The organism is Kineobactrum sediminis (genome assembly GCF_002868715.1).
Taxonomy (GTDB): Bacteria; Pseudomonadota; Gammaproteobacteria; order Pseudomonadales; family Halieaceae; genus Kineobactrum; species Kineobactrum sediminis.
In genome coordinates this window covers 62,237-88,894 of record NZ_PKLZ01000013.1, presented here as the reverse complement: position 1 = coordinate 88,894, position 26,658 = coordinate 62,237, and the positions used below count along the sequence as shown (strand labels likewise).

At 56.0% G+C, this 26,658-nt stretch carries 27 protein-coding genes; 18 read left to right on the top strand and 9 right to left on the bottom strand.

Annotated elements, in window-relative coordinates:
• Positions 1-237: 237 nt before the first annotated feature.
• Positions 238-840: an exopolysaccharide biosynthesis protein gene (locus CWI75_RS15710; RefSeq protein WP_101522476.1), complete on the top strand. Its 603-nt coding sequence runs from the start codon at positions 238-240 to the stop codon at positions 838-840.
• A 25-nt stretch (positions 841-865) separates the two neighbouring features.
• Here the strand turns inward: CWI75_RS15710 and CWI75_RS15705 are convergent, their stop codons facing one another.
• Positions 866-1,384 (bottom strand): hypothetical protein, encoded by a 519-nt coding sequence (locus tag CWI75_RS15705; protein WP_101522475.1) that lies wholly within the window; start codon positions 1,382-1,384, stop codon positions 866-868.
• Positions 1,385-1,554: 170 nt separating this feature from the next.
• On the opposite strand from CWI75_RS15705, the gene CWI75_RS15700 reads away from it, so the two are divergent.
• Both CWI75_RS15700 and CWI75_RS15695 read left to right on the top strand, forming a co-directional pair.
• Positions 1,555-1,725, top strand: a complete 171-nt coding sequence (locus CWI75_RS15700; RefSeq protein ID WP_101522474.1) for a DUF1328 domain-containing protein — start codon at positions 1,555-1,557, stop codon at positions 1,723-1,725.
• A 153-nt stretch (positions 1,726-1,878) separates the two neighbouring features.
• Positions 1,879-2,559: a glutathione S-transferase N-terminal domain-containing protein gene (locus tag CWI75_RS15695; RefSeq protein ID WP_101522473.1), complete on the top strand. Its 681-nt coding sequence runs from the start codon at positions 1,879-1,881 to the stop codon at positions 2,557-2,559.
• Positions 2,560-2,626: 67 nt separating this feature from the next.
• Here CWI75_RS15695 and CWI75_RS15690 read toward each other — a convergent pair whose 3' ends face one another.
• Positions 2,627-3,373, bottom strand: coding sequence for a ZIP family metal transporter (locus tag CWI75_RS15690; RefSeq protein WP_101522472.1), 747 nt, complete (start codon positions 3,371-3,373; stop codon positions 2,627-2,629).
• Positions 3,374-3,591: 218 nt separating this feature from the next.
• On the opposite strand from CWI75_RS15690, the gene CWI75_RS15685 reads away from it, so the two are divergent.
• Positions 3,592-3,795 carry a dodecin family protein gene (locus CWI75_RS15685; protein WP_101522471.1) on the top strand — a complete coding sequence of 68 codons (204 nt, stop codon included), beginning with the start codon at positions 3,592-3,594 and terminating at the stop codon, positions 3,793-3,795.
• 71 nt (positions 3,796-3,866) lie between these two features.
• On the opposite strand, the gene CWI75_RS15680 is transcribed toward CWI75_RS15685, so the two are convergent.
• From CWI75_RS15680 to CWI75_RS15670, 3 genes are read right to left on the bottom strand one after another with little or no spacing between them, the layout of a single operon-like run.
• The gene (locus tag CWI75_RS15680; protein ID WP_101522470.1) at positions 3,867-4,511 is read right to left on the bottom strand and encodes a potassium channel family protein; all 645 of its coding nucleotides are present in this window, start codon (positions 4,509-4,511) and stop codon (positions 3,867-3,869) included.
• Complete coding sequence (locus CWI75_RS15675; RefSeq protein WP_206604758.1) at positions 4,508-5,959, bottom strand: TrkH family potassium uptake protein; 1,452 nt, start codon at positions 5,957-5,959, stop codon at positions 4,508-4,510. The genes CWI75_RS15680 and CWI75_RS15675 overlap by 4 nt, the downstream gene beginning before the upstream one ends.
• Positions 5,960-6,001: 42 nt before the next feature.
• On the bottom strand, positions 6,002-6,490 hold the full coding sequence (locus CWI75_RS15670; RefSeq protein ID WP_101522469.1) for a cytochrome P460 family protein: 489 nt from the start codon (positions 6,488-6,490) through the stop codon (positions 6,002-6,004).
• Between the two features lie 243 nt (positions 6,491-6,733).
• Here CWI75_RS15670 and CWI75_RS15665 point away from each other — a divergent pair, with 243 nt between their 5' ends.
• The 3 genes from CWI75_RS15665 to trxC all read left to right on the top strand — a co-directional run bounded on the left by CWI75_RS15665 (position 6,734) and on the right by trxC (position 8,666).
• Positions 6,734-7,075 carry a hypothetical protein gene (locus tag CWI75_RS15665; protein ID WP_101522468.1) on the top strand — a complete coding sequence of 114 codons (342 nt, stop codon included), beginning with the start codon at positions 6,734-6,736 and terminating at the stop codon, positions 7,073-7,075.
• Positions 7,076-7,139: 64 nt separating this feature from the next.
• Positions 7,140-8,051, top strand: coding sequence for a bile acid:sodium symporter family protein (locus tag CWI75_RS15660; RefSeq protein WP_101522467.1), 912 nt, complete (start codon positions 7,140-7,142; stop codon positions 8,049-8,051).
• A gap of 183 nt (positions 8,052-8,234) precedes the next feature.
• Positions 8,235-8,666, top strand: coding sequence for a thioredoxin TrxC (gene trxC, locus CWI75_RS15655; protein ID WP_101522466.1), 432 nt, complete (start codon positions 8,235-8,237; stop codon positions 8,664-8,666).
• Between the two features lie 6 nt (positions 8,667-8,672).
• Here trxC and CWI75_RS15650 read toward each other — a convergent pair whose 3' ends face one another.
• Positions 8,673-10,631, bottom strand: a complete 1,959-nt coding sequence (locus CWI75_RS15650) for a flavin-containing monooxygenase (protein WP_162300110.1) — start codon at positions 10,629-10,631, stop codon at positions 8,673-8,675.
• Positions 10,632-10,810: 179 nt separating this feature from the next.
• Here CWI75_RS15650 and CWI75_RS15645 point away from each other — a divergent pair, with 179 nt between their 5' ends.
• The 6 genes from CWI75_RS15645 to CWI75_RS15620 all read left to right on the top strand — a co-directional run bounded on the left by CWI75_RS15645 (position 10,811) and on the right by CWI75_RS15620 (position 15,839).
• Entirely contained in the window at positions 10,811-11,578 is a 768-nt protein-coding gene (locus CWI75_RS15645) for a BON domain-containing protein (protein ID WP_101522464.1), read from the top strand.
• A gap of 160 nt (positions 11,579-11,738) precedes the next feature.
• Positions 11,739-12,647 carry an SDR family oxidoreductase gene (locus CWI75_RS15640; protein WP_101522463.1) on the top strand — a complete coding sequence of 303 codons (909 nt, stop codon included), beginning with the start codon at positions 11,739-11,741 and terminating at the stop codon, positions 12,645-12,647.
• Positions 12,648-12,661: 14 nt separating this feature from the next.
• On the top strand, positions 12,662-13,834 hold the full coding sequence (locus CWI75_RS15635) for a lipid-transfer protein (protein WP_101522462.1): 1,173 nt from the start codon (positions 12,662-12,664) through the stop codon (positions 13,832-13,834).
• Positions 13,834-14,274, top strand: a complete 441-nt coding sequence (locus CWI75_RS15630; protein ID WP_101522461.1) for a MaoC family dehydratase N-terminal domain-containing protein — start codon at positions 13,834-13,836, stop codon at positions 14,272-14,274. Before CWI75_RS15635 ends, CWI75_RS15630 begins: the two co-directional genes overlap by 1 nt.
• Before the next feature lie 17 nt (positions 14,275-14,291).
• Positions 14,292-14,693 carry a MaoC/PaaZ C-terminal domain-containing protein gene (locus CWI75_RS15625; protein WP_101522460.1) on the top strand — a complete coding sequence of 134 codons (402 nt, stop codon included), beginning with the start codon at positions 14,292-14,294 and terminating at the stop codon, positions 14,691-14,693.
• 12 nt (positions 14,694-14,705) lie between these two features.
• Positions 14,706-15,839, top strand: coding sequence for an acyl-CoA dehydrogenase family protein (locus CWI75_RS15620; protein ID WP_101522459.1), 1,134 nt, complete (start codon positions 14,706-14,708; stop codon positions 15,837-15,839).
• Between the two features lie 36 nt (positions 15,840-15,875).
• Here the strand turns inward: CWI75_RS15620 and CWI75_RS15615 are convergent, their stop codons facing one another.
• Positions 15,876-16,895, bottom strand: a complete 1,020-nt coding sequence (locus CWI75_RS15615; RefSeq protein ID WP_101522458.1) for an AraC family transcriptional regulator — start codon at positions 16,893-16,895, stop codon at positions 15,876-15,878.
• Between the two features lie 218 nt (positions 16,896-17,113).
• On the opposite strand from CWI75_RS15615, the gene CWI75_RS15610 reads away from it, so the two are divergent.
• Both CWI75_RS15610 and CWI75_RS15605 read left to right on the top strand, forming a co-directional pair.
• The gene (locus tag CWI75_RS15610; RefSeq protein WP_101522457.1) at positions 17,114-18,796 is read left to right on the top strand and encodes an AMP-binding protein; all 1,683 of its coding nucleotides are present in this window, start codon (positions 17,114-17,116) and stop codon (positions 18,794-18,796) included.
• A gap of 147 nt (positions 18,797-18,943) precedes the next feature.
• Entirely contained in the window at positions 18,944-21,313 is a 2,370-nt protein-coding gene (locus tag CWI75_RS15605) for a TonB-dependent receptor (protein WP_162300109.1), read from the top strand.
• 155 nt (positions 21,314-21,468) lie between these two features.
• On the opposite strand, the gene pap is transcribed toward CWI75_RS15605, so the two are convergent.
• On the bottom strand, positions 21,469-22,983 hold the full coding sequence (gene pap, locus CWI75_RS15600; RefSeq protein ID WP_101522455.1) for a polyphosphate:AMP phosphotransferase: 1,515 nt from the start codon (positions 22,981-22,983) through the stop codon (positions 21,469-21,471).
• 260 nt (positions 22,984-23,243) lie between these two features.
• Between pap and CWI75_RS15595 the strand changes: the two genes are divergently transcribed.
• Positions 23,244-24,554 carry an MFS transporter gene (locus tag CWI75_RS15595; protein ID WP_101522454.1) on the top strand — a complete coding sequence of 437 codons (1,311 nt, stop codon included), beginning with the start codon at positions 23,244-23,246 and terminating at the stop codon, positions 24,552-24,554.
• Between the two features lie 164 nt (positions 24,555-24,718).
• Positions 24,719-25,015 (top strand): DUF1540 domain-containing protein, encoded by a 297-nt coding sequence (locus CWI75_RS15590; RefSeq protein ID WP_175580231.1) that lies wholly within the window; start codon positions 24,719-24,721, stop codon positions 25,013-25,015.
• Positions 25,016-25,140: 125 nt separating this feature from the next.
• On the opposite strand, the gene CWI75_RS15585 is transcribed toward CWI75_RS15590, so the two are convergent.
• Positions 25,141-25,497 carry a hypothetical protein gene (locus CWI75_RS15585; protein WP_101522453.1) on the bottom strand — a complete coding sequence of 119 codons (357 nt, stop codon included), beginning with the start codon at positions 25,495-25,497 and terminating at the stop codon, positions 25,141-25,143.
• Between the two features lie 348 nt (positions 25,498-25,845).
• Between CWI75_RS15585 and CWI75_RS15580 the strand changes: the two genes are divergently transcribed.
• Positions 25,846-26,568 carry a pseudouridine synthase gene (locus tag CWI75_RS15580; RefSeq protein WP_101522495.1) on the top strand — a complete coding sequence of 241 codons (723 nt, stop codon included), beginning with the start codon at positions 25,846-25,848 and terminating at the stop codon, positions 26,566-26,568.
• Positions 26,569-26,658 lie beyond the last annotated feature (90 nt).

The window sequence follows — 26,658 nt, the reverse complement described above, 5'->3', positions numbered from 1 at the left end:
CCCGGAACCCGGAACTTGTGCCCCCGAAACTTGCCTATGCAACAGTGCCACAAGCACCGCATCGCAGTGATGCCTTCAAGGCGTTTGGTCTCGGTGGTTTTAGCTGCGGTTTGATGGGCATGCTAACGTTTCTAAAAATCTGCAGCTACTATCCAAGTGAAAGTCAGCAGGGAATCAACATGAACAGCATGCGGAAGGCTATCTTTAGGAACCAGACTAGAATCCTGAGCAGACTCTATGGAAAAAGACCTCGACCATGAAGTCAAAAACCTCGAAGAGCTACTGGACCAACTTGACCGGGCAACGGAGACGGATCACTCCCGGATCACGGTTGAGGAAATTGTTTCAGCGGTGGGAACCCGCTCCTTTGCGCCGCTGTTACTTCTGGTGGGGGTACTGATCACCTCGCCACTGAGTGGCATTCCCCTGTTTCCAACACTCTCTGCGATTATTGTGGCACTGGTCTCTGCGCAGATGCTGGCTGGAAGACGTCACTTCTGGCTCCCCCCCTGGTTATTGCATCGCACCGTACCCCGGGAACGAATGAAATCTGCAACCAGGTGGTTGCGCCCATCCGCACGCTTCATCGATCATCTCCTCAAACCGAGACTGATTTTTCTGGTGAAGGGACCGGCAACAGTCGTGATTGCCGTCTTCTGCCTGATCATCGCCACAGGTATGCCGCTGCTGGAACTCATACCCTTTTCGTCATCTCTGGCGGGTACGGCATTGGGGATTTTCGGGCTCTCCCTGGTATCCCGCGATGGTCTTCTGGCTTTAATCGCCTATGTCACAGCGGGCGCCACTCTGTGGCTTGCAATCTACGGATTCAGCCTGTGATCGAACCATCATTATTTGCCCCGGGCTACAGTGTCCGCACGGAGTCCCCCAGCAAGTCCTTTGCGCGATTTTGTTCGTCATGGCTGGCGCAATGGACAACGACAGTCCAGTGCCCTTCTTCGGAGGCTGTCCTCGCTTGGTGAACCACGAGATCGTGATCCGGTCGCAGCGAAATGGCTCCCGCGATCAGCATGCCGATCATTGGCAGTAACAGGACAAATGGGATGAATGTCATTATCGGGTTGGAACGCGTAATCGGCGGACCGAAGGTCACCAGCAGCCACGCAATAATGAGGCCGGCTACGAGAAACGCCAAGCCAAGTACGACATGCGATCGGACCAGGGTACCGGCGATGCGCCGGTCTTCCGGTTCCACTTTTGATTCCAGGTGGCTGTCGCCGGGCGCAATGACACGGACCTGTTCGTCATGAAAGCCGTATTCCTTTACAAAAGTCGCGGCGGTTTCCTCGGCTAGTTTCCTGGCGTTGAATTCGGCGCTGACCTTATGCGGGTAGCGCTCGTCGATTAAATCCAGCGTAGACATGTGACCTCCGTTTGTGTCGTCGGCGTGCCAGAGCACGCTGCCATCGCAATCCTGCTATACATATTCTGGGATAATTCAACAGGAATGCCAGTTTGAAAATCCGCGCATGACGCCAAATCAATAGAATCTGCTATGTTTATTACATCGGTAACAACATAAGGAGTGCAGCGATGTTACGTTTGGCAATAGTATTTCTGGTGGTCGCGCTGGTGGCAGCAGTGCTGGGATTGCCCGGCATTGCCGCGATCTCCGTCGATATCGCAGGGCTGTTATTCGTGATTGGCATTGTGCTGGCAATCGTGTTTTTTGTGATGGGCAGGCGCGGACCGCGGGGTCCCTGACCTGAATGATGTGAAACACAGCTGGCTGTCACAGCTGGGGGTCACACAGCTGGGGGTCAGGTCTCGCATTGTAGCATTTCGGTTCGAACTCGCCCTTTGGGAACCACATGAGCGGTCGATACACCTGTCATGTAATCCAGAGAGGGTCAAATTATGATCGAGTTATTTACCTGGAGCACACCCAACGGACACAAGGCCTCCATCATGCTGGAAGAGCTGGGTATCCCCTACAAGGTGACCGCCATCGACATCGGCAAGGGGCAGCAAGAGGAGCCTGCATTCCGCCGGGTCAGCCCCAATGGCAAGATTCCGGCCATTGTCGATTACGATGTGGTCGATGCAGCCGGTGAGTCGCTGCGCTTGTTTGAGTCCGGTAACATCCTGATTTACCTGGCGGAGAAAACCGGGCATTTTTTGCCCCACAGCGGAAGCGCCAGGACAGAGACACTGGGTTGGCTTTTCTTCCAGGTGGGGCACCTGGGCCCAATGGTCGGCCAATGGCACTGGTTCAAGACTGCGGCGTCCGAAACCATTGAACTCGCACTTGAACGCTATCGAAACAAAGCGCAGCGCCTGCTCGGGGTTATGGACCAGCGCCTGGGCGAAACCCCTTACCTGGGCGGTGGGGAATACAGTATCGCCGATATCGCCAGTTATGCGTGGGCCCTGAGTGCGCGTGATGAACTGGTCGAGGCCGGGGTCAAGGAGACCGACGACCTCACTCATCTGAATGGCTGGCTGGATCGGGTAGGCGGGCGGCCGGCAGTTAAACGGGGCATGGAGATCCCCAACGATCAGCAGAAAGCGGATTCCGGGATCAAGACCGGCCGCTGAAGTGCACGGCCAGAGATGAGGAGATTGTCTCGCTGCCCAAGTGACGTGATGCAAGGTTCTAATGCCATCACCCGAACGCCAGAACAAAAGACACCACAAAACCGGCCGCTGTGGCAAAGGCATTAAACGGGCGGCCTCTTTCAAACGCCTCCGGCATCAGAGTGTCGGCCAGAGAGGCGATCACCGCACCCCCGGCAAAGGCGAGCAGGAAGGCGAGTTGGTTGTCGCTCGTTGCAGCACTGGTGAGATTTCCCAAAACCACCATCAGGGTGAGAACCAGCGCGGCCCCGGACCAGATAATAATCACCGTCGATCTTTTCTGGCCTCCCTGGCGCATGGATATCGCGCCAACCATTGATTCCGGAAAGTTCGATGCGAAGATAGCCATCAGCAGTGTCAGGTTGGCCTCGTAGCTCAGGCTGGCTCCCAATGCCAGGTTTTCCGGCATCCCGTCCAGGGTGACAGAGGCCAGTAAGGCAAAGCCCATGCCACGGTGCGCGCCTTCTCGAATGACTTTGGTTTCTATCGCCTTATCGCCTGTCGCTGCAGCGGGTGCCACCTTGCGGTCAAGCCAGGTATTGAACACCACAAAAACCGCAGCGCCGCTGATAAGGCCGACAGTGGAGCGCACCAAACCACCGGCCTCCACAGCCTGTGGAAAGAGTTCAAAAGCCAGCGCGGAAATTAATGTCCCACTGGCGAAGGCAAGCAAGACACCAGTAATTTGCCGTCGCGGGTGCCAGAAGGTTCCCGCGATACCGCCGATCACCAGTGCCACCGACGCTATAACACCGAAGTAAAATGCGAGCACCATGGCGCCATCCTCCGTTCGATCCCATCTCCTGAGTATGGAATTGTTCGCCTTACAATTCAAAATTTCGCTGGAATTGAAGTGCGCATGCACTGGATAGGCAAGCACTGCCCGGTATGAAAAAGAGTATTCATGAATCAGGTCGGGTTCACCTTTTAAAATTGAACGGATGAACTACACTTTTAAAAGCGTCATAAACTTTATCCACAGAGGGTTCAATTATGTCAGTCGCGCGAGTAACGGAAATCTCATCATCGTCTCCAGAGAGCTTTGAGCATGCCATACAGCAAGGTATAGAACGTGCCACGAAAACCTTGAAAAATGTTGAGGGCGCATGGATCAAGGAGCAAAAGGTGGCACTTGATAATGGCAAAATCATCGAATATCGGGTGGACATGCATATCACCTTTGTTCTGGAGGATTGAGGCCGCCAACATTTTATTGGTGAATGCTACAAAGCGAGACCTGACCCCGACCGTTTATGGTTGAACGATGTTCAGCCGCGCCAGCGTTCGCGGAGGCTCTTGATGTTGCGGTGATGGGTGATGAGTATCACCTCGTCGCCGCGTTTGAGTTTACTGTCCGGCTCCGGCAATACGAAGTTATCGTCGCGGTAGAACAGCACCACCCGGCTTTCTTCAGGAAGATCCAGCTCATTGATCGGCTTATCGTCTCCCTCTCGGACGACGAAGGAGAATACCCGCGCCTCGTTTTTGACCAGCGCGATGATCTCCAGGTGATCGTTACCTTCGACCATGTCCGCAAGATAGCGACCGCTGGTGCGAGCAGGAATGATCACATCCTCGAGGCCGAGTTCGATGCAGAGGTGCTCGAATTCGGGATCGTCGATCTTTGGCACCACCCGGTCATAGCCGAGTGAGCGACCGGCGAGACTCGCGAGAATATTAGTCTGGTCATTTTCGGTGAAGCAGAACAGGAAGTCGGTCTGTTCAGGGTCGGCCTCGCGCAGCAGCGCCGGCTTGCTGCCGTCGCCATGGAGAAATCCGCAGTCCAGTTCCTCCGCAAGCTCCTCGATGCGATTTTTGTTGCACTCGATCATCACCACGTCGTGACCGCGCTTGAGCAGATGGCGCGCGGTCATCACCGCCAGCGATCCCGCCCCTACGAATACTGCTCTCATAAAGCCCCCGATCGCTCGCCGAACCAGGTGCCCGGGTAAAGCACCACCAGCAGGGCAAAAATTTCTATCCGTCCGGCCAACATATCAAAGCATAGCAGGACCTTTAAAAATGGCTCCAGATCCGGCCGCGTAATGCCGGTGGACAAGCCGACTGTAGCGCTGGCGGAAACCACCTCGAACAGGGCATCCAGCGGAGGATAACCATGTGCTACGAAGGCCAGCCACGACAGAAAAATCAGCAGCATGAACATTACCATCAGCAGCATGGCGCGCCACAGGTCTTCGTCAGCGATCCGACGGGCGCCAAGTCGAGCTTCAATGACAGCATGGCGCGGCGCCGCCGCGCGCGCCAAAAGTAGCTGTAACAGCCGCAGCAACAGCAGAAGCCGCAAGAGCTTGAAGCCACCAGCGGTGGAGCCGACGCTGCCGCCTGCCAGCATGGACCCGATCATGGCGAGTTTTGAGGCGTCGTCGAGATCACTCACGGCGAGGGTGGAAAAACCGGTTGTGCTCTGGGCGCTCATGCCCATCAGCAGGGCGTCGGGCCAGCCATGGCCGTTCGCCGGCAGCCACAGGTAAAGTAGCCCGGCGAGCACCGCAGTGGCGATCAGCAGCGCACGCAGTTCCAGATCATGCAACAAGGCACTTGGTCCTTTTTGCCAGATCAGGAAGTAGAGCGGTAAGGACACTGCGCCCAGCCAGGCAAAGCCCATTAGCACGCCAGCCGCAAGAGGCTCCAGCCTTGCCAGGCTGTTATCGAAGGTCGAGAAGCCGCCGGTAGAGACTGCGCTGAGGCTGTGCAAAAGTGCGACGAAGCCATCATCCATTACCAGCCAGGTGGCGGTCAGGGCGCATACTGTGAGTATCCCGTAAACGATGGCGATACGCCGCGCGTAAATTTGTGTGGTGGAGACCAGGGTTTCGCCAGTGGCCTCAATATCCATCAGCCGGCGTGCGGCCACGCTGTTGCGCAGGAAGAGAACCAGTGACAGAACCACGATACCCAGGCCGCCATACCATTGCATCCAGGATCGAGCGAACAGGAAAGCGCGGGGCTTGTCCTCGACTGATCCCATAGTACTCAGCCCGGTAGTGGTGATACCTGAAACCGCCTCGAACCAGCTGTCGAGCCATTTGTCACTGGCCGCGCCGAGGGAATAGCTCGATACCAGCGACCCGAGCAGAAACACCAGCACCACCACCGTCATGGCTTCGTTCATCTGTAGTTGCCCGGGAGCAGTCATGCGCGACAGGGGTAGCGCCAGCGCCAGTAGCGCAAGCAACACTATGGCATAGCGACCGGCCACCTCGAACTCGCCGAATAACACCGCGACTCCCAGCGGTACGCTGTTTAGTGCGGCCAGCACGATACCCAGCACGCCCAGGTACTTCAACAGCACCCGCCAGCGGACGGCGTAGCGGACGTTTTTGGTTCCTTCGGCCAACACGATTCCTCGTTACGGCGTTCGTTCCGCGGGGGCTCGCTACTCTTATTGCAGTGGCCTGGACATTACAAAATCGCTTGCTTCATGCGGGCGATGGCAGCCAAAGCAATCCTTCACCGGGTTTATTTCCACAGGTTTGCCTTTGGCGTCATATTTCAGGAAGTGCCATCCCCCGGTGTCTTTCGTTGCGGGAGATTCCGGATCCTTGACCATATAGGTGAATGCGGCCAGTTGCCCTTCCTTGATCCGGCCATCGGCAGTTTCAATCGGCTTGTAGACTTTGCCCAGGATTTTGGTGCCGTCTGGGTAGCTCTTGCGACTGGCATCCTTGTTGAATGTCTCGAGGCCCTTCCTGTTCATGTAGAAATGGTGGACACCCTGTATCGGGCTGTCGGCCGCCGGTACTACAAGGGTATTGATGTGCCTGAACGTATCGAGTTCCGCGGGAAGCGAAAGAGGCTCACTCGCTTGCACGATCGTTAGTGAGCCGGCCGCCAAGTACAGCACTGCACTGATTCGGTAAATTGATTTCATTCCACAATACCTCTTGAAATAGAAGTCGCGGGTAGGTGCTAGGTTGAGATTAGCCGACGCGGCCGCAAAGTCCAGAACGCTTGCAAGGTAAGCAGGCGAGAGGCAGGCATCACGCCGGGAGTAGCGACAATCTTCCACAAGGTGAATTCATTGGATAACTTCCGGCATCCAAACTTGTTTCTGTTGGAAGTCCAATGATATAAATGGGAGGTCACGACGGGTGACGAATTTAGAGTGAAATAGATGAACAAGAAGAATACAACCTTACTCGCGCTGGTCGCCAGCCTTAGCTTATACGCAACGGGACTGTTGGCCGCCGATCCCTCGCATGAGCCACATAAATCTGAACATCAGCACCATCATGGCGATGATGGCCATGCTGATGAGCATGAGCATCACCATGGTGATGACGGCCATGTCAGCGAGCACCAGCACCATCATGGCGAAGACGGCCATGCCAATGAACACGAGCACCATCATGGTGATGACGGCCATGCCGACGAACACGAGCACCATCACATTGAGGGCGACGACTCCGAGGACCACCATCACGATGACGAGGAGGAATCCGGCGGCACAGCCTGATCCGGATCACCCCGGCAGGGTTTGATGCGCAAGCCGGTACACCCGGGACAAGGGAATAGCACGAATGGGAGCTTTTTATGTCGAGCACGAATACTGGTTTGCAGTCTTCCAGCTGGTAACGGCAATGCTCGGAATGGGGGCCACGCTCACAGCGCGGGATTTTCGGGACGTCGTGCGCGAGCCCGGCGCCGTCACCCTTGGCATGGTAGTGCAGTTGGTACTGGTGCCCCTCGCCACATTCGGGTTTTTACGTCTGCTGGGGGTGCAGGGTGGCGTGGCTGTGGGGATTGCCCTCATCGCCTCTATCCCGGGGGGGACCACCTCAAATATCTTTACCTATTTTGCACGCGGCAACAGTGCCCTCTCCATCAGTATTACCGGCCTGACCACTTTGGCCTGCCTGGTCACAACCCCACTGATCCTTGCGGCGCTGATCAGCGACAAGCTGCCGGCGGATTTCACCATGCCATCGGGCCAGATTGTCAATGAAATCGCCTATACACTGCTATTGCCGCTGGCGCTCGGGATGTCGTATCTCCACATTTACCCGCGACAGGCGGTGACAGTATCGAAGTGGTGCATCAGGGCGTCGCTGCTGGGCATCGCCCTGATTGTGGCCGGTTCCTTGAGCGCCGGGCGCCTGAACATTGAGGTCTTTGGCATGGACAATGTGCTGCTGGTGGTCTATTTCACCCTCGCGCTCACCGCGACGGGGTGGCTCGCGACACGCCTTTTCAGCCTTTCCCGGCCGGACTCCACCGCTATAGAGTTCGAGGTTATTGTTCGCAACGTTAACCTGGGCGTGCTGTTGAAGGCGTCACTTTTCCCCGCCTCGATGGTGGCGACAGCCCAGCTGGGCGACGCCGTCCTGCTCACCCTGCTATTGTACGGTGGCCTGCAGATGATCATCGCGGCAGTACTGATAATGTTCCATCGCAAAAGCACGAAAAGGGCGGGGTCAGGTCTCGCATTGTAGCATTTCGGGGAAAGGTGGCTGTTTTCAGGTTTCTGAAGTCAAGAGGTTGCGGCGTATCGGATTGATTAGCTCGGGTTCGGCGAATGCTACAATGCGAGACCTGACCCCCCGAAGTTGTGGACTTGGCTATAGTGATAGTGTCAGGCAATACCTAATCTGCCCGGAACCAGCACGGAGACCACCATGACCCATATCGTCTGCCCCCACTGCACCGGGGTCAACCGCGTTCCCGATGAGCGCCTCGCTGACGGGCCCCGTTGCGGCAAGTGCGGCAAGCCCCTTTTCGAGGGACAACCGGTCGACCTGACGGCCGCCAGCTTCCGGCAGCATCTGGAACGCAGCGGGTTGCCGCTGGTGGTTGATTTCTGGGCCACCTGGTGCGGCCCCTGCAAGACCATGGCGCCCGCCTTTGCAGAGGCCGCCGCGCGCCTCGAACCGCGTGTCAGGCTCGGCAAGGTCGACACCGAGGCACAGCAGGCCATCGCCGGGCAGTACGGGATCCGCAGCATCCCCACCTTGATCCTGTTCCGCGACGGCCGTGAAATTGCGCGCCAGGCGGGGGCAATGAATACGAACGGCATCGTCCAGTGGGTCGAGCAGTCCGTGGGTACCTGACCCGACTCAGTCGAAGACGTAGTCGTCCGGATCCGGTTGCCGGGTCATTTTCCAGTAATCAATGATCCTGAACGGCAGGTTGGCGGTCACCCGGCCCTGTTGATTCTTGTACCAGTTGTTGACCAGTGGCGAACCCCATGCAGTCGCCGCATTCACCTCATCCACCCGCCGGTTGTACGCGTCGTGCACGTCCTGTCGGCACTCGAGTGTCTTGTAACCGCGCTCCAGCAACAGTTCGATACAGCGCAGGATGTAATTTACCTGGGATTCCGCGTTGTGGGCGATGCTGCCCGCCACCACCAGATTGGTGTTGGGACCATAGATGCAGAACAGGTTGGGAAAGTTGGGAACGGTAATGCCGAGGTAGGCGCGGCCATTGGTATCCGACCACTGTTCATTGAGTTCGATGCCATCGCGGCCGACGATCGTCATCGGAAACAGGAAGCGGTCCGCATGGAATCCGGTCGCACAGACTATGGCATCGACCTCGTGCAACTGGCCATCGCTGGTCACGACGCCGCGCTCGGTCACCCGCTCGATCGCGTTGGTGACGACGTCGACATTGTCCCGTTGCAGCGCCGCGAGGTAGGTGCCGTTATCCTGCAGTATGCGCTTGCCGAAGGGCGGATAGGTTGGTAGTACCTGTTCCCGCAGGGCGGGGTCTTGTACCTGTGAGTCTATCCACGCCGTCAACGCCTCGCGCATGGCGTCGTTGGCGGGGCTGACCGAGAGCGGATTATCCCAGTCGGGATCGGCAAGTGTCTGCTCGTACACCCCTTCCACGGACGTATAGAACAGCCAGAAGCGGTACCATTTGGAGTACAGTGGCAGCTTCTCCAGCGCCCATTTCTGCCCCGCGCCGACCGGGGCATGGTAGCCGGGATTGGGAAACATCCACGCGGGGGAGCGTTGCAGCACCGTCAGTTCGGCTGCGGTTTCCGCGAGCTCCGGTATGATCTGGAACGCACTGGCGCCTGCCCCGATCACCGCGACCCGCTGACCTGCGAGGTCGAGACCGTGGGGCCAGGCGCCGGAGTGCACGAGAGTGCCCCGGAACTGCTCGAGCCCGTCTATCGCCGGCATCTTCGGCCGATTGAGCTGCCCCACCGCGCTGATGACCGCGCGTGCCTCCAGGGTCTCCCTGTTGCCGTCGCCGTCGGTGACTTCAACCAGCCAGCGACTACTGGCGTCGTCGAATCGCGCCGCAACGACCTCGGTCGAGAAGCGGATATGGGAGGTGACGCGATAGCGCGACGCACACTCATCGAAATAGGCCCGGATTTCATCGGCGAGCGGAAAATGGCAGCTCCAGTCGTGATTGGGCGCAAAGGAATAGCTGTAGCTGTGTCCCGGCACGTCCACGCGACAACCCGGATAGCGATTCTCGTACCAGGTGCCGCCCACGCCCGGGTTTTTCTCGACAATCGTGTAGGGAATACCCGCCTGGCCGAGACGAATACCCGCGAGAACGCCTCCCATGCCGGCGCCGATGATCAGGACCGGAAATTCGCCGGCCCGGGAGCGGATCTCGGGATCATTCATCCGCGGGGCACGCCGGTCGATGCCGTCGAGGGCGATTTCCTCGTCGATGAACTCCAGGTAGTCGTCCTCGACTGCGCCGCCACACATGTAACGGTAAAGATCGGTGATTGTAGCTCCCGAAACCGGTGGCAGCTCGCAGCCCCGCGCCTGCCACTGCGCGATCGCGTCGAGTGCACGTGCCCTCACGAACGCGACCTCGTCGCGGGTGTAGCCGCCCTCAAGCAGCTCCTCTCCCGATGCGCTGCCGGCTGCGACCACGTCGAGGGTCCTGGGGCCGTGCACCTGTTCGAGAATACTGGCATCGCCTGTCATGTGCACGATCGACATTATCAGCGCGCCGGTATTCAGTTCCTCAAGGTACGCTGCAATCTCGGTCGGCGTTTCCGTGATTGGCGCCAGGCCCGCCGTCAAATCTGTGTTCATATACATCCTGTCCGGTTGTCCAAGTGACACCATGATGCCTCGCCCGGTCCCAGGTGTCGTCCCCCAAATGAATGAAGCGCGGGTGTGGGCGTAGAAAGCCCGCAACGACCCCTGGCCCCGAATGGCCCCCACATTTTGAGCTATAGTAATGCTTTAACTGCAGGGTTAAGGAGGTCTTTATGCCCGATAATCCATCCACTCAGGGTTCTGTGGCGCAAATTGACTCAGCCATAGACGAGCTGTACGGCGCCCTCGAGCGCGACCACTGGATCAATTTGCATGCTTATCCCCTGAAACTGAAAAGCGCCGATAACCAGGTGGTTATGGAGGGGGTAGTGGAGAATGTGGCCGCCTGGCGGCGCGCCCAGGCTCTCGCCGAGAAAATGGCAGGCGGCCGCTGGTCCATCGACAACCAGCTTCGCCGTGAGACCGGGGAAAAACATGGCGACCGGCAGTTACGGGACGAGGTCATGAAAAAACTCCTGCACGAGCCGCTGTTTCTCGAGTTTACGCTGCGCGCCAAAACTGCCGACAAAGTTGAAACGGTTCGCGACGCCGGCCCTGGCAGCCATGAGATCATGGTACATGTCGACAACGGCGCCGTAAGCTTGATCGGCACGGTTAGCAGCCTGATACACAGGCGTCTTGCCGAGGTGGTGACATGGTGGGCCTATGGCTGCGAAACGTTGAATAATGACCTGCAAGTCACGCCAGCTGAGGAGGATACCGACAACGAAATCACCGACGCCGTGCGCATGGCTCTGGAAAAGGATCCGATGCTGGATTCCCTGCAGTTTCATGTGGATACCTCCGACCATGTGGTCACGCTCGAGGGACTGGCCAATAACGAGGAGGAGAAAAAGTATGCCGCGCTCGACGTCTGGTCGGTTCCCGGCGTATGGGATGTGCAGAACCGGGTGACGATTGGCGGCAACGAGCCCGGATAGTGATCCAGCTAGAGCCTTTCACGCCGGCTCACCCTGAAATCCAGCTGCCGGGTTGGCGTGATCAAAATAGTCATATCTAAAGAGCATATTTGCCCTGTCTCCCATCCCGAACCGCGTTCATAGTATCTCCAATGAGGCATCGGGTATGGAGTAGCTGGAAATGACGGGCAAGATACGGTTTGACGAGCAGGTAGTGGTGATTACCGGAGCAGGGGCTGGCTTGGGCCGATCTCATGCTCTGGATTTCGCCAGACGCGGCGCAAAAGTGGTAGTAAATGACCTCGGTGGTGGCGGCCGTGGGGACGGCAAAAGCAGTGAGGCCGCCGACAAGGTGGTTGAAGAGATTATCCAGGCAGGCGGTGAAGCCGTTGCCAGCTACGATTCCGTCGAGGATGGTGAGGCGATCATCCGCACGGCACTGGATAATTTTGACCGTGTTGATGTGCTGGTAAATAACGCCGGCATACTTCGCGATGCCAGCTTTTCGAAAATGACTGATGAAGACTGGGACTTGATATACAGAGTCCATGCTCTCGGTGCCTACAAGGTCACTAAAGCAGCCTGGCCAATCATGCTGCAGCAGGGGTATGGGCGCATTATAAACACGACGTCAGCGGCCGGTATTTACGGCAACTTTGGTCAGTCGAATTACTCCTTTGCCAAGAGCGGCCTGATAGGGCTTACCAATACCTTGGCTATAGAAGGCGCAAAAAAAGGTATCAAGGCCAACGTCATTGCCCCTGTGGCCGGTTCTCGCCTGACCGAGTCCATACTTCCAAAAGAAGTCGTAGAGGCGCTGAAACCTGAATTTGTCACCCCGCTTGTTATCAAATTGTGTGCGCAAGATAGCGAAGAAACCGGGTCACTGTTTGAGGTGGGAGCCGGCTGGATTTCCCGGTTGAGATGGGAGCGAAGCAAGGGTGTGTGTTTCACCCCGAGTGGGGAGTTGAGCGCCGAGCAGATTGAGGCCGCGTGGGACCAGATAAGTGACTTCAGTCACGCTGAACACCCGCGAACTATGCAGGATACGTTCGTTCCGGTATTCGGCAATCTCGGGATCACCATGTAGGCGGGGGATATACCATGAGTAATGCGTTTATAGCTGGCGTCGATATGGTGAAATTCGCCAAGCCGGGTCAGCAAAAATCGTACCGCGAGATGGCATCCAGCGCGATACTCGGGGCAATAAAAGAGGCCGGCATCCATCCGTCACAGATAGAGCAGGCATACGGCGGCTATATCTATGGCGACTCCACCTCTGCCCAACATGCAGTCTACGATGTCTTTATGACCGGAATCCCGGTAATCAATGTTAATAACAACTGTTCGTCAGGCTCAACCGCCCTGTTCCTGGCTCGACAGGCGGTTCAGGGCGGCGCTGTGGAATGTGCCCTGGCTTTTGGTTTCGAGGAAATGCAGCCGGGGGCGCTCGGTTCTCATTGGGATGACCGGGAGTCGCCCTTCGATAATTTCATGAAAGTCCTGGATGATGGCGACTATCCTGAAGCGCCCCTGGCCCTCAGGTGCTTTGGCGCGGCAGGCCAGTACTATATGGATCAATACGGTGCATCACCAGACCTGTTTGCGAAGGTAGCGGTAAAGACCCGAAGACATGCTATGGCCAATCCCCTTGCTCTTTTCAACAACGCGCTCTCGGTTGAAGAAGTGATGGCCGCTCCTGTAGTTTATATGGATTTCCTGACCCGGCTGATGTGCTGTCCGCCTACCTGTGGGGCGGGTGCCGCCATTGTTTGTAGCGAGGAATTCGCCCGGCGCAATGCTATCCGGGGGCGCGTTGAAATTGTTGGCCAGGCCATGACCACCGACACACCCGAGACCTGGGCTGATCCGATCAAGCTGGTTGGTGCTGATATGACCCGTCGCGCCGCCCTGTCAGTATACGAACAATCGGGTATCGGCGTAGACGATGTCGATGTGGTGGAGCTCCATGATTGCTTTACTACAAACGAGGTCATTACCTATGAGGGCCTGGGGCTCTGCGCTGAGGGCGAAGCTACCGCATTTGTGGATGCTGCAGATAACACCTACGGGGGAAAGTGTGTGGTTAACCCTTCCGGTGGTCTTATGTCGAAGGGGCACCCTATAGGCGCAACTGGACTCGCCCAGTGTTACGAACTCGTCAATCAATTACGAGGGACCGCCGGCCAACGCCAGGTGCCAAACGCCAGGGTGGGGCTGCAACACAACCTGGGCCTGGGTGGCGCAGCCGTGGTTACTATGTACAGGAGCGTGTAATGCTGGATAAAGCTAAAATCGGGCACGAATTCCCTTCATTTGTTGTCGATATCGAGAAGGGTCGTTTGCGCTTTTTTGCGAAATCAATTGGTGAAACCAACCCCATCTATACCGACGAGAGTGCCGCGCAAGCTGCGGGTTATCGAACCATACCTGCGCCACCCACCTTCATGTTTTCCGTCGATCTCGAGGGGCCTGAGCTGTTGCCCATACTAAAGCTTTTCGACCTTGATATGGGCAGGATTCTCCATGGAAGCCAGGAATTTGAATACCTGGGCCAGATCTACGCGGGCGATCGCATTACCCAGCAGAGCAGGATTGTTGATATTTTCGACAAGAAGGGTGGAGCGCTGGAATTCATCGTACAGGAAAGCAGATATACCAATCAAAACAATGAGCTGGTCGGCACGGCCCAGCAAACCCTCGTCTATCGAAATTAGTTTCCGGGAGACTACGCATGTCTTATATTAGCGTTGGCACTGAAATACCCGCTTTGGAGCTTCCCCCTATTACCAGAACGACACTCGCCCTGTACGCAGGCGCTTCCGGGGATCACAACCCTGTCCACATTGACAGTGATGTGGCGAGGCAGGCGGGTATGCCTGATGTCTTTGCCCAGGGAATGTTGTCTATGGCCTACCTTGGAAGAGTGCTCACCAACTGGCAACCACAAGCAAAGCTCAGGAAATTCTCCAGTCGTTTTGCAGCCCTTACACAGCTACAGGACGTAATTACCTGCTCAGGTACGGTGGTCGAGCTGGTTGGGAAAAGTGACGAGCTTCTCGCTCGATGTGAAGTTCGGGCCGTAAAGGCCAACGGAGAGCTAACGCTCATTGGCGAAGCGTTGGTTGCAATCTAAGGGGTAGATTTGATGAATCCAGAACTGGAGCTATTTCGAGAAAATGTCCGTCGTTTTGTCACCGAGTATGTAGTTCCACGCTACCGGCAGTGGGAGAAAGATGAAATATTTCCGCGTGAACTGTGGAACACGCTGGGGGAGCAGGGCCTGCTCGCAGTGGATATTCCCGAGGAATATGGCGGGTTTGGCGCAGACTTCCTGTTCTCAATGGTCATACATGAGGAATTTTGCAGGGCAAACTGCGCGGCAGTGGGCGGGCCAATGGCGGTGCACTCTGACATTGTGTGCCATTACATACTCAACCGGGGCTCAGAGAGCCAGAGGCGGACGTATCTTCCGAAGATGGTGAGCGGTGAATGCGTTGGTGCTGTGGCGATGACGGAGCCCGGTGCCGGCAGTGACTTGCAAGGCATGCGAACCACTGCCAGGCGAGACGGTGACGACTTCATTATTAACGGTTCCAAGATTTTCATCACCAATGGACAGCACTGCGACCTGGTCATTGTTGCCGCACGTACCAATATGGAAGTATCGGGTGCGAAAGGTACAACGCTCTTCATGGTTGATAGCGATACCCCCGGATTTCAGCGTGGTCGCAATCTGGAAAAGATTGGTCTGCATCCCAGTGATACCTCAGAACTGTTTTTCCAGGATGTACGGGTTTCCTCTGATGCCATACTAGGGGAGTTGGATCGCGGCTTCACTGTGCTCATGGGTGAACTTCAACGCGAACGACTTGCCCTGGCAATCGGCGCGGTAGCCGCTGCCGAAGGGCTAATAGAGGTTACGGTAGCGTATGTTAAGGAGCGCCAGGCTTTCGGCGCGCCAATATCGCAATTACAGAATACCCGATTCAAACTTGCGGAAGCGGCAACCGATGCTCGCATACACCGGTCATTTGTTGAAGAGTGCAAGCAGTTGTTTATGCGTGGCGAACTCGATGTGGCGACTGTGAGTATGGCGAAGATGTCATGTTCGGAAATGCAGGGTAGGGTAGCTGATACTTGCCTTCAATTGCATGGCGGTTACGGGTACATGCAGGAATACGGTGTTTCTCGAGCCTATGTAGATGCTCGTGTCCAGCGCATCTATGGTGGTACCAGTGAGGTTATGAAAGAACTGATTAGCCGTAGTGTATTGGCGTAAGTATCAATGATTGGTTGTTGCGCGCCCGGCATGTAGCTATGTTTCCAATCGACTGGAGCGGTAGTGAGCGGGGCTCTCTCCAGTCCATTTTTTAAATGCCCGACTGAACGCGGCGGATTCACTAAACCCGGTGCCTAGCGCGACATCAATTATCGAATTTTCCGGATTGAGTAGTAAGCTTCGGGCTGTCTCACAGCGAACGGCATCCTTGATCTGTTGGTAGGACGTGCCCTCATCGGCAAGCCTTCTTCTCACTACCTGGGGACTCATTGCCATGTCGCGACAAAGGGATTCAAACGCAGGATAGCGGGTGGACTCTTTGGCAATCTCAATTAACGATGCCTTCAGTTGCACCTGGATACTGTTCTCGCGGCCAGGCATATATAACAAATCAGCAGGTGAATTGCGTAACCACGCTTCAAGCTCAACCAGGGTTCGCGCTATACGCCGTTTTAAATAACGTTCATGAAACATGAAACCGCAGGCGGATTGCTGAAACCGGACATCACAGTGGAATAGTTCCTCGTAGAAATGTGAATGGTCAGGTTCCGGATAGGAGAAGAAAGCTTCTTTCAGTGGAATTCTCTCATCAATAGCCCAACTGGGGAAACGATGCCATAGCGCCGTCATGAATTCGATTAAAAAGCGATCCGGATCACGTTCGCCCAGGTAGACCTGTGGCATTACAACAACGTAGCTACCTTCATGGTGTATCTTTAGTCCGGCAGAATCAGGAGCCAAATAGGATAGAACTCTTTCTCCCTTGCGGAATAGCGCGCCGAGCGTATCCGCTCCCAACATGAATTCACACGCCAGTGCCCAGGTGCCAATTCGCATTGGAGTTGGATCCAATCCAAATGTTTCGTTATTGGTGCCGGACCAGATGGCTTTGACCAGGTTGGCCAGTAGCTCGTTATTTATCCAGGCTTCTTCTGCCTCTCCAAAATCAACGGGTATTCCGGTTTCCTCAAGAATCTTTTTAACATCCAGGCCGATTGACCGTGCATGGCGGAGCAGTACGGAAACGTAGTGGGTTGAACTCTTTCTCTGTACCATCACACAGCCATTCCGGGATTGAAAGAATTAGTCATGTTGTTTATCGATTCTTGTCATTCACCGGGTAACCGATGATTGCTAGAGTATATCACTGCCGCTTGCCCCGGCCATCGTGAAACCCGCATTATATCGGGTAACGACAGGAGTACCCCGTACAGCTCCATGCAGTGGCAGATAGAAAAGACATATAATAATCAGCTACCCAGAGGCCGAAAACCATGACCAATTTTGTAAGCAATGAGTCTCCTCTGGATATGTTTTATCACTGGGAGAACAAGAAACCCGATGCGATTTACCTGCGTCAACCTGTAGCCCAAGCCTGGCATGACTTCACCTGGCGAGAGGTGGGGCAGCAGGCCCGCCAGATCGCGGCAGCTCTCCAGGCGATGACTTTGGAGCCGGGCGACCGGGTGTCAATTCTATCTGGAAATTGTGCACACTGGATAATGGCTGACCTCGCAGTCATGATGAGTGGCTATAGCAGTGCGCCAATTTTCACCAGCATGACTGGGGACGATGCTCGCTATATTCTCGATCATAGCGGTTCCAGGATTCTCTTCGTTGGCCAGGCTGAAAATTGGGCTCGCGTCAGGGAGATGCTCCCCGCTAATGTAATAGTTATTGCGCTGCCATTTGCCGATGTACCGGGCGCAGATTTTTTCTGGAATGATCTGCTTTCAGACTATGAGCCCCTGGCCGGCAACCCGAATCGGAAGGCCACTGATGAGCTGACCACCATTTATACCTCTGGTTCGACAGGGCGACCAAAGGGGGTTATGTACAGCTTCGAAGGCGCGGGCCATATCGTTCGAAATATCGGCCAGACATTCAATATGGTCGCGGAAGACCGCCTCATCTCGTACCTGCCGCTTGCGCACGGCTTCGAGCGCGGTGTCATCGACTTTATGAGTATGTATGCCGGCTGCACCATCGGGTTTAATGAAAGCCAGCTAACATTTGCCGCCGATATGCAGACGATAAGGCCGACTTTTTTCCAATGTGTTCCCAGGCTCTGGCGTAAATTCCAGGACGCCGTTCTGGCTGGTGTCGGTGGACAGGAATCGCTCGAAAAATTGCTGGCCGATCCCTCTACAGCGGGAGAAACCAGGGCACAAATAAAGCAGAATCTTGGCCTGGATGCAGGGCGCATACTTCTGACCGGGTCTGCGCCCACCCCGGTATCTTTACACGCATGGTATGAGTCACTCGATATGCCGCTGTGTGAAATCTATGGCCAGTCCGAAGTCCTTTCCGGCACCAGCAACCTACCCTGGGATCGTAAGGCAGGAACCCTGGGAAAACCGATGGCTAACACAGAAATTGAAATTGCCGGCGATGGCGAGATTCTAATCAGGGCAAAGGCGGTCATGCTCGGCTATTTGCACGAACCGGATAAAACCGCCGCGACACTCATCAATGGTTGGGTTCATACCGGTGACAGGGGAGAGCTTGATGAAGAGGGCTTCCTCACGATAACCGGACGCGTCAAGGAAATCTTCAAGACAGCGAAAGGCAAGTATGTCGCACCGCTTCCGGTTGAGAGTAAGTTCTCGACAAGTCCTTATCTGGAGCAGATGTGCTTGATGGGTAGTGGGCTCCCGCAGACGGTATTGCTGGTGCAATTGTCCGAGGTCGGGAAAAACACAGAAAGACCTTTACTGGAAAAAACAGTGTACGATCAAACCTTGCGGGTCAATGCCGAACTCGATAGTCATCAAAGAATCGCCTGCGTGATTATTTCAGCCAGCGACTGGAATACGGAAAATGGGCTTGCTACTCACACAATGAAAATCAAGCGTGCTGCTTTGGAAAGCCGCTATGGGCCACTCGCCGAAAAGGTATTCTTGGGTGACGCATCGGTGGTAAGCCCTTTAATAGCATATGAAAACAGTTTTATGTGAGTCACCGGCACGGCCGCGAAGCTGTTTTGAGTTCGAGATGGTGGCTGTGAATTAAATGATCATGCTGATTAATAGGTTCGATCATTCATCCGGTTACATGCGTGAGATACCTTTACTCCAGTAGTTCGCCAACTGGAGATGAAAATAATGAATAACAATTTTTCGCGCACGTTAATAGCTACGGCAGTGGTCCTTGCCAGTAGCCAGGTTATGTCCCAGGCATTGGAAGAGATCGTTGTTACTGCCCAGAAGCGGGCGCAGAGCCTGCAGGATGTTCCCGTCTCGATATCTGTCGTCACGGGTGATGCTTTGAAAAATACGGGCGTCCAGAATCTGGAATCCGCATCCGAGTACTTACCCAACTTTAAAGTTTCCCGTAACGCCATACAGGACACAATTTCAATCCGTGGTGTCAACTCGGACCTGCAGGCGGGTGGTGACCAGTCTGTTGGTATATTCCTGGATGGTGTATTTCGGGGCCGAGGCGTACAGTCGCGTTTTACCTTTGCTGACATGGAGCGACTGGAGGTTTTGCGTGGGCCACAGGGGACCCTGTTTGGCAAGAATACCGCAGCTGGCGCACCGAATATTACCTCAAAGCGGCCGACCAGAGAGTTCGAAGCGGAAATAAGCGCAACCTATGAAGCGGAATATGATAGCCCTGAAATCAGTGGCTATGTATCGGGTGCGCTGTCCAATAATGTGCGTGCCAGGGCGTTCTTTCTTACGCGGGAAATGAAAGAGGGCTGGACAAACAATGCCTACTACGATTCGGACGACCCCCAGAGCGAGGAGTGGACCGGGCGACTTTCCATGGATTGGGATATTACGGACAACCTGTCCGCTGTAATCAGGTATGAGCATTATGATTTCGATGTAAACGGCGCAGCTTACGAAATCATTCAGACGAGCCAGATTCCGTCCAGCCTGGCGCCTATCTCTACAGCAGGCCTTGCTTCACTCGGTCTTATAGATGGTCAGTTGAATGGCAAGACCAATATCGGTCCGGGAGTAGATCCGTTCGGTGGCTATGTTGGAGAAATGGACGAGGGTACCAGTTTCTTTCATGAGGGAGATGGAGATGAGGCGGCTGTCACCTTTAACTGGCAGCTTGACCCCGGTACTGTGACCGCAATTATAGCCCGCTCAGAGTACAGCTTCGATCGCTATAACGATGCTGATTTCGGCCCACTGGCAGTGGCTAATTTGTTTGAATCGGAGGACTATGAGCAGGATAGCATTGAGGTTCGGTTCTCTTCTGATACAGGCGGGGCCCTCGACTATATCGCGGGGCTCTATTACCAGAGTGCCGACCTGGCAGTGAGTGGGGATACACAGTTCTGGGCGCCTTCAAGCCTGGGCGCACTAGGGCTCAACGGTCTTCAGCGTATTCATTACCTCGACCAGGAGTCCGATACCTGGGCAATATTCGGACAAGTCACGTGGAACATTTCAGACGTACTTCGATTGAACATTGGTGGGCGCTACACGGATGAAGAGAAAAGTGCCGTCCAGGGCGCAAACCTTTATGGGAAAGTAGCCGCAACCCAGCCGCATCTTCCAGCGCCTGGCACCAAACTACCGGACCCGCTTGTCGGGGCTTTGAATCCCCTGATTGAGATGGGTAGTGGTGCGCACGATAATGAATTGGCACTGGCCGAAGATGACTTCTCGCCAACCGCCAGCCTGCAGTGGAATACGACTGACGATACCATGCTGTACGCGTCGTTCGCTCGTGGCTTCAAGGGAGGTGGCTTCAATGCTTTCTCGCTTGCGGGCAATCCACAAGATGCAATCTACGATCCGGAAGAGGCCACATCCTACGAGCTGGGCGCAAAGATAGCTCTGTTGGGTGGCACGGCTGAAATAAACGTAGCGATATTTCATATGGAATTCGCAGACATGCAGACTACGCAGTTTACCGGTAATACCGGGTTTATTGTTGGTAACGCGGCCGAGGCGACCAGCCAGGGTTTTGAGTTGGATGGTCGTTGGATGGCCACCAAAAAGTTGCTGCTCTCAGGCAATGTCGGCTACATCAATTTTGAGTTCGACGATTATGCAGGCGCTGGCTGTACAGGTCTGCAGATCTTCACGATGCAGCAAGCGGGCCTGGGGCAGTCAGGTGCGGATTGTTCGGCCCTGGGAATCAATGACCTTTCGGGGCGTACCAATCAGGATGTTCCAGAGTGGACGGCCTCCCTGGCTGCGGAATATACACAGTTGATTGGTGACAACTACGACCTTCGTTTGCTTGTTGATGTGAATTACAGCGGTGAGTACTACGCGACAGCCGATCTCGATGAGAACACCGTCCAGGACTCCTTCGTAAAATACAATGCGAGTGTTATTTTTGGGCCCCTTAGCGGTCAGTGGGACCTATCCCTTATTACCCGCAACCTTGGCGATGAGCAGACCTTCTCTTACGCAAATGACGTCCCGTTATTTCCCGACAGCCATCTGGTGGCTGTTGAGCCCGGACGTACGTTGGCGGTTAGGGGCAGGTACCGCTTTTAAGCGGTACGACTCGCATCCCTGGTGTTTTGGATACATGTCTGGCGGGCCTGGGTCCGCCTGCCGGTCTATCCCCTGTCATGGGATAATGCCTTAAAAGCTATAGGCAGATGCAACAATGCGAGACCTGACCCCCGAAGTGAACAAGGCGGACTGACTCAACCCGCCTTGTTCCGCAGGGCTTCGCGCAAGGCGGCGGTAACGGTTTCCAGCACCTGGATACGGGCGAAGCGTTTGTCGTTGCCGGCAATCAGGTGCCACGGCGCATGTGGCGTGCTGGTGCGTGCCAGCATCTCGTTGACGGCTTCGCGGTATTCGTCCCATTTCTCACGATTGCGCCGGTCTTCATCAGTGATCTTGTAACGTTTGTAGGGCGTGTTTTCACGTGCCTCGAAGCGCGCCAGCTGCTCGTCTTTGCTGATCTGCAGCCAGAACTTCTGGACGATGATGCCGGCGCCGCTGAGCTGTTCCTCGAAGTCATTGATCTCGCGGTAGGCACGTGCCCAGTTGGGGGGTGCAGTGAAGCCCTCAACCCGTTCCACCAGCACCCGGCCATACCAGGAACGATCAAAAATTGTCATCCGGCCGGCCCGCGGGATATTACGCCAGAAGCGCCACAGGTAGTGGTGCGCGTTCTCCTCGTCGGTCGGCGCCGCGACCGGAATGACTTCGCGCAGACGCGCATCCACCGCCTGGGTGACACGACGTATCGCGCCGCCCTTGCCGGCCGCGTCTACCCCCTCGAACACCAGTACGGTTGAGATCTTGTGCGTATAGGCACGCCAGGCCAGATCATTCAGCTCGGCCTGCAGTTCGTCGAGCCGCTTGCGATATTCGCTGCGCTCGATGGTCTGGCTCAGGTCGATACTGTCGAGCAGGGTGATGCGCGTCTCTGGCGAATTCGGCAACAGCTCGTCATCGGTATTGGTCGGTGAGTCGTCGAGCCTGCGATCGGCGTGCGGTGGCTGGGCCAGGGCTTTCTGGATTGCATTCAGCAGGATCCGGCCAGTGGTCATGTCGCGGTAGCGGGGATCGGTTGCCTCGATTATATGCCAGGGAGCGCGGCCGATGTCGGTGCTGCGCACGACCCGGTCGGCGATCTCCTCGAACTGCTGATACTGTTCGCTGAAGTGCGATTTCTCCGGCAGCATCTTCCATCGGCTGCGGTCGCTGCGCGTCAGTGCCTTCAGGCGTTGCCGCTGCACATCTTCGGCGAAGTGATACCAGCACTTGACGATCACTGCGCCATCGTCGATCAGCATCCGTTCGAGTTCGCGCACGCCGCTCATGGACTGGTCGAGAGCGGCGTCGTCCCAGGCGCCCGCGAAGCGCTGCTCGATCGGCCACAGATACCAGCCGCCGAAGAACACACTGATCTCGCCACGTCGGGGCATCGCCCGCCAGAAACGCCACGCCCGCGGACGCTCCCGTTCTTCGTCGCTTTCATCCCAGAACGCGTAGACGCTGACACCACGCGCATCGAGCCATTCGTCGAGCGCATTCACCACTTGGCCTTTGCCGGCGCCTTCCATGCCGGCAATGATCAGGTAGACCGGAATATTGCGCTCGCGCAATGCGATCTGCGCCTCGAGCAATTCGGTGCGCAGTGCCTCGATCCCTTCCTTGTAAGCCTCTTTGCTGAGACTGCGGCCGATCTTGGCGGAGGCGAACATCTGTTGGAGTCCTGTCATTTTACCGTCAATACTCCGCTGATCTGATACCGGGTCGCGAAATCCGGCATCCATTGAATGGACTGTGCCGCCCCAGCGCGGGTTCCCGTATCGACGTGGTCTCAGTCACGGTTTCTCAGGATATCAAACTCAAACCCGGAACGCTTGGCTCATACTGGTTGATAGCCTGGAGCCTGACAACGTGTATGCTTAAGTTATCTGGTCTCTCATTCTTGATCCGAACTGCGAACGGAACCTGCGACATGACCTCAGACCCGCAAACCGGAATCACGCCGCAACCGGTCAAACCGATCGCCTTGTGGTCCTGGGCTCTTTATGACTGGGCTAATAGCGCTTTTTTCACCATCATTCTGACCTTCGTTTTCGCCCGCTACTTCTCCCAGGGTGTCATTGATGACGAGGTGGCCGGCACCGAATACTGGGGCAATATTGTCGGTGTTGCCGGTATAGTGGTCGCGATACTGGCGCCTGTTCTCGGATCCATCGCCGACAAATCGGGCCGCCGCAAGCCATGGCTTATCGTTTTTACGCTTCTGTGCGTCATCGCCTGTGCCATGCTCTGGTTTGTTCGCCCGGACATCAGCGATTTCTGGTGGGCGGCCTTCTGGGTCGGCATGGCCATTCTGGGAGCGGAGTTTGCGTTCATTTTCTATAATTCCATGCTTCCGGAGCTGACGACCTCAGAGAATATCGGTCGCTGGTCCGGCTGGGGCTGGGGATTGGGTTATGTTGGCGGCGTTGTTAGCCTGGTGATCGCGCTCTTCGGTTTTGTCGAGGCCGACCCCGCTTTGTGGGGGTTCGACCGAGAAGAAGCCGAGCATGTACGGGCCACCTTCGTGCTGGTGGCCGTCTGGTATCTTTTGTTTGCGCTGCCGATCTTTTTCTTTACGCCAGACCGACCCAAATCCGGACTCACCGCCTGGCGATCCACCCGGGAAGGGCTCGGCCAACTGAAAGAATCTCTGGTCAATGTCCGTAAGTATCGGCATATCGTGCGCTTTCTTATCGCCCGCCTGCTCTACACTGACGGCCTGGCAACCATTTTTACCTTTGGCGGCGTCTACGCCGCCGGCACATTCAATATGAGCACCACCGAGGTATTGGAGTTCGGCATTGCCCTCAATGTCACAGCCGGGCTGGGCGCGCTGGCGTTTTCCTGGGTGGACGATGCCATTGGCGGCCGCAACACGGTATTACTGGCGCTGACGGGCCTGACCTCAAGTTGCGCCGCAATTCTATTGGTTCAGGATATAACCTGGTTCTGGACCTTCGGTATGCTGCTCGGCATTTTTGTCGGTCCACTGCAATCCGCCAGCCGCTCTTATCTGGGGCGGGCAGCGCCCGAACACCTGCGGGCGCAGATGTTCGGATTGTTTGCTTTTTCCGGCAAGGCCACGGCCTTTGCCGGCCCGCTGCTGGTGGGCGCAGTGACGGCGGCAACAGGCAGCCAGCGCTGGGGCATGAGCACCATCCTGCTGTTCCTGCTGGCCGGTTTCCTGCTGATGCTCACAGTTCCCCAGATAAAAGGCAATGAAGCCCATAGCCCCGATTAACCAGGGCTACGCGATATCGCGGTTATTCAACCATGAGGGTAGGGAAATTAAGACCGCGTAATTGATCGCAGTCAATAAGGGAATACCTTGTCCGTGCTTTACTCAGAAAAACCCACAGTAATGCGGTCTGTTCAAGGGCCGGAAAGCCACAGGGAGAAACTGTCATGGCCAATATCGCAGTGGAAATGCCCCGGGTGAAGGGGTGTCAGGTCTCGGAATGTGTCTACAATCTTGAAAGCGCCTGCAACGCCAGGGCAATTACCGTAGGCGATGGCGCCACACCCAATTGCGACACCTTCTACGTCGCCAGTCGACACGCCAGGAACCGGAATACAGCTGGTGTTGGTGCCTGCAAGGTTACCGGCTGCCGGTTCAACGATGATTATGAATGCCAGGCCGATGAGATAAGTGTCGGTTCAGTGGAATCCTCCGCCATGTGCAGGACCTATCAGTCGAGCTGAAGCGAGGGATGCCGCTTTAGCTTGAACACATATTGTGCAAGCGGCTGCGTCCACGTCACTACAACGCGCAAACGGGCGGTGACGTATTACACCGCTGCATGCATGAGGACGGTGGCGATTTTGCCTCAATGCACGTTCCGGATTGACGGGAATGTCAGCTCCCCGCGGGAAATCACCTGGCTTTGCAACGGCGACTCCTCAGCCACTGTGAGCAGGCGTTGGCAACCCTGAAGCACCGTTGTGCGCTCGATGCCTTGCAGCATTAACTCCTGCAGCCGCGCAATAGAGCCACCGATGACGCCGCATACCAGACGCGGCTGCTCGATCCCGCTCAGGGTGTGGCACAGTAGCACTGCGGAATCAATGAAACGCTGAATGTCCCCCGCGCCATGCCGGCCATGGGTGAAGATGAGCAGCTCAGCGGCTTCCAGTGCAGAACCGGCATAATTCACCGCTTTGATTGTTTCCAGCGCATTAGACAAACCAAGAGCCTGATTATAACTACTCAGCCAGCAAGCCTGGGTCGCTCCGATATCAGACTCTAGCCAACTGCGGTGTGTGCTACAGACAAAGCGTAATTTCATTTGAAATCTCCCAATGTGGTTGGATGGCCTGACATTAATACGAATGGTTCTCATTTGCAACAATAAATGCGCAGCGTAATTGGGGAAGGCTCAAGTCGACGATTTCGTCATATCACTATCGACCCTGGATCAGTCTTGCTCAAGGAGATTTCGTTTTTCATTGAGGGGGATCGGTACCTGATCTTCTTGGGCTGGGTGAGTGGATGTTACAATGCGAGACCTGACCCCGCGGTTCGCCAGTCTGTCATGAAGCCCTATACCACCAGGCTCGATCGTTTTATCAGCCAGAACAGTGATTGCTCCATGGCAGACACTCGCCTGTTGCTGGCACAACGGCGGATAGTGCTGGATGGCATTGTGGCGGATTCGGTTCAGCAGGCGGTGACGAAGTTCACCCGCGTTGAGCTGGATGGTGTCTGCCTGCAGAGCGAGCAGCCGGTCTATCTGGCCTTGAACAAGCCCGCGGGTGTGCTCAGTGCGACAAAGGACACCAAGCACCCGACGATACTGGATCTGGTTCAGCACCCCCGCAAGGATGAGCTGCATATTGCCGGGCGGCTGGACTTCAATACCACGGGCCTGGTACTGCTGACGAATGACGGGGCGTGGTCACGCCGGATCAGCTCGCCGCAGACGAAACTCCCCAAGACCTATGAGGTGAGTGTATCCGAGCCCTTGAGCGGGGAATACGTGGCTGCGTTTCAGTCTGGCATTTACTTTGCCTATGAAGGCATCACCACACTGCCGGCCCGGTTGGAGATACTCTCCGCGTACCGGGCCAGGCTGTCGCTGGTCGAGGGCAAGTATCACCAGGTCAAGCGCATGTTCGGTGCGTTCCAGAACAAGGTGCTCGCGCTGCACCGCGTCTCGGTAGGGCCTGTATGCCTGGGTGATCTGGAACCGGGCGCCGCCAGGCCGGTTGGCGCAAGTGAGCTGGCAGAAATATCGCGTCAGGTTTTCGGAACGTGACATCGGGAGGTTTGTCCATGACAGCGGTCGACGGTGAAGACACGTGCCCATTCTGTGCCGAAGTGAATACCTGCATGGCGAAGAGCACGC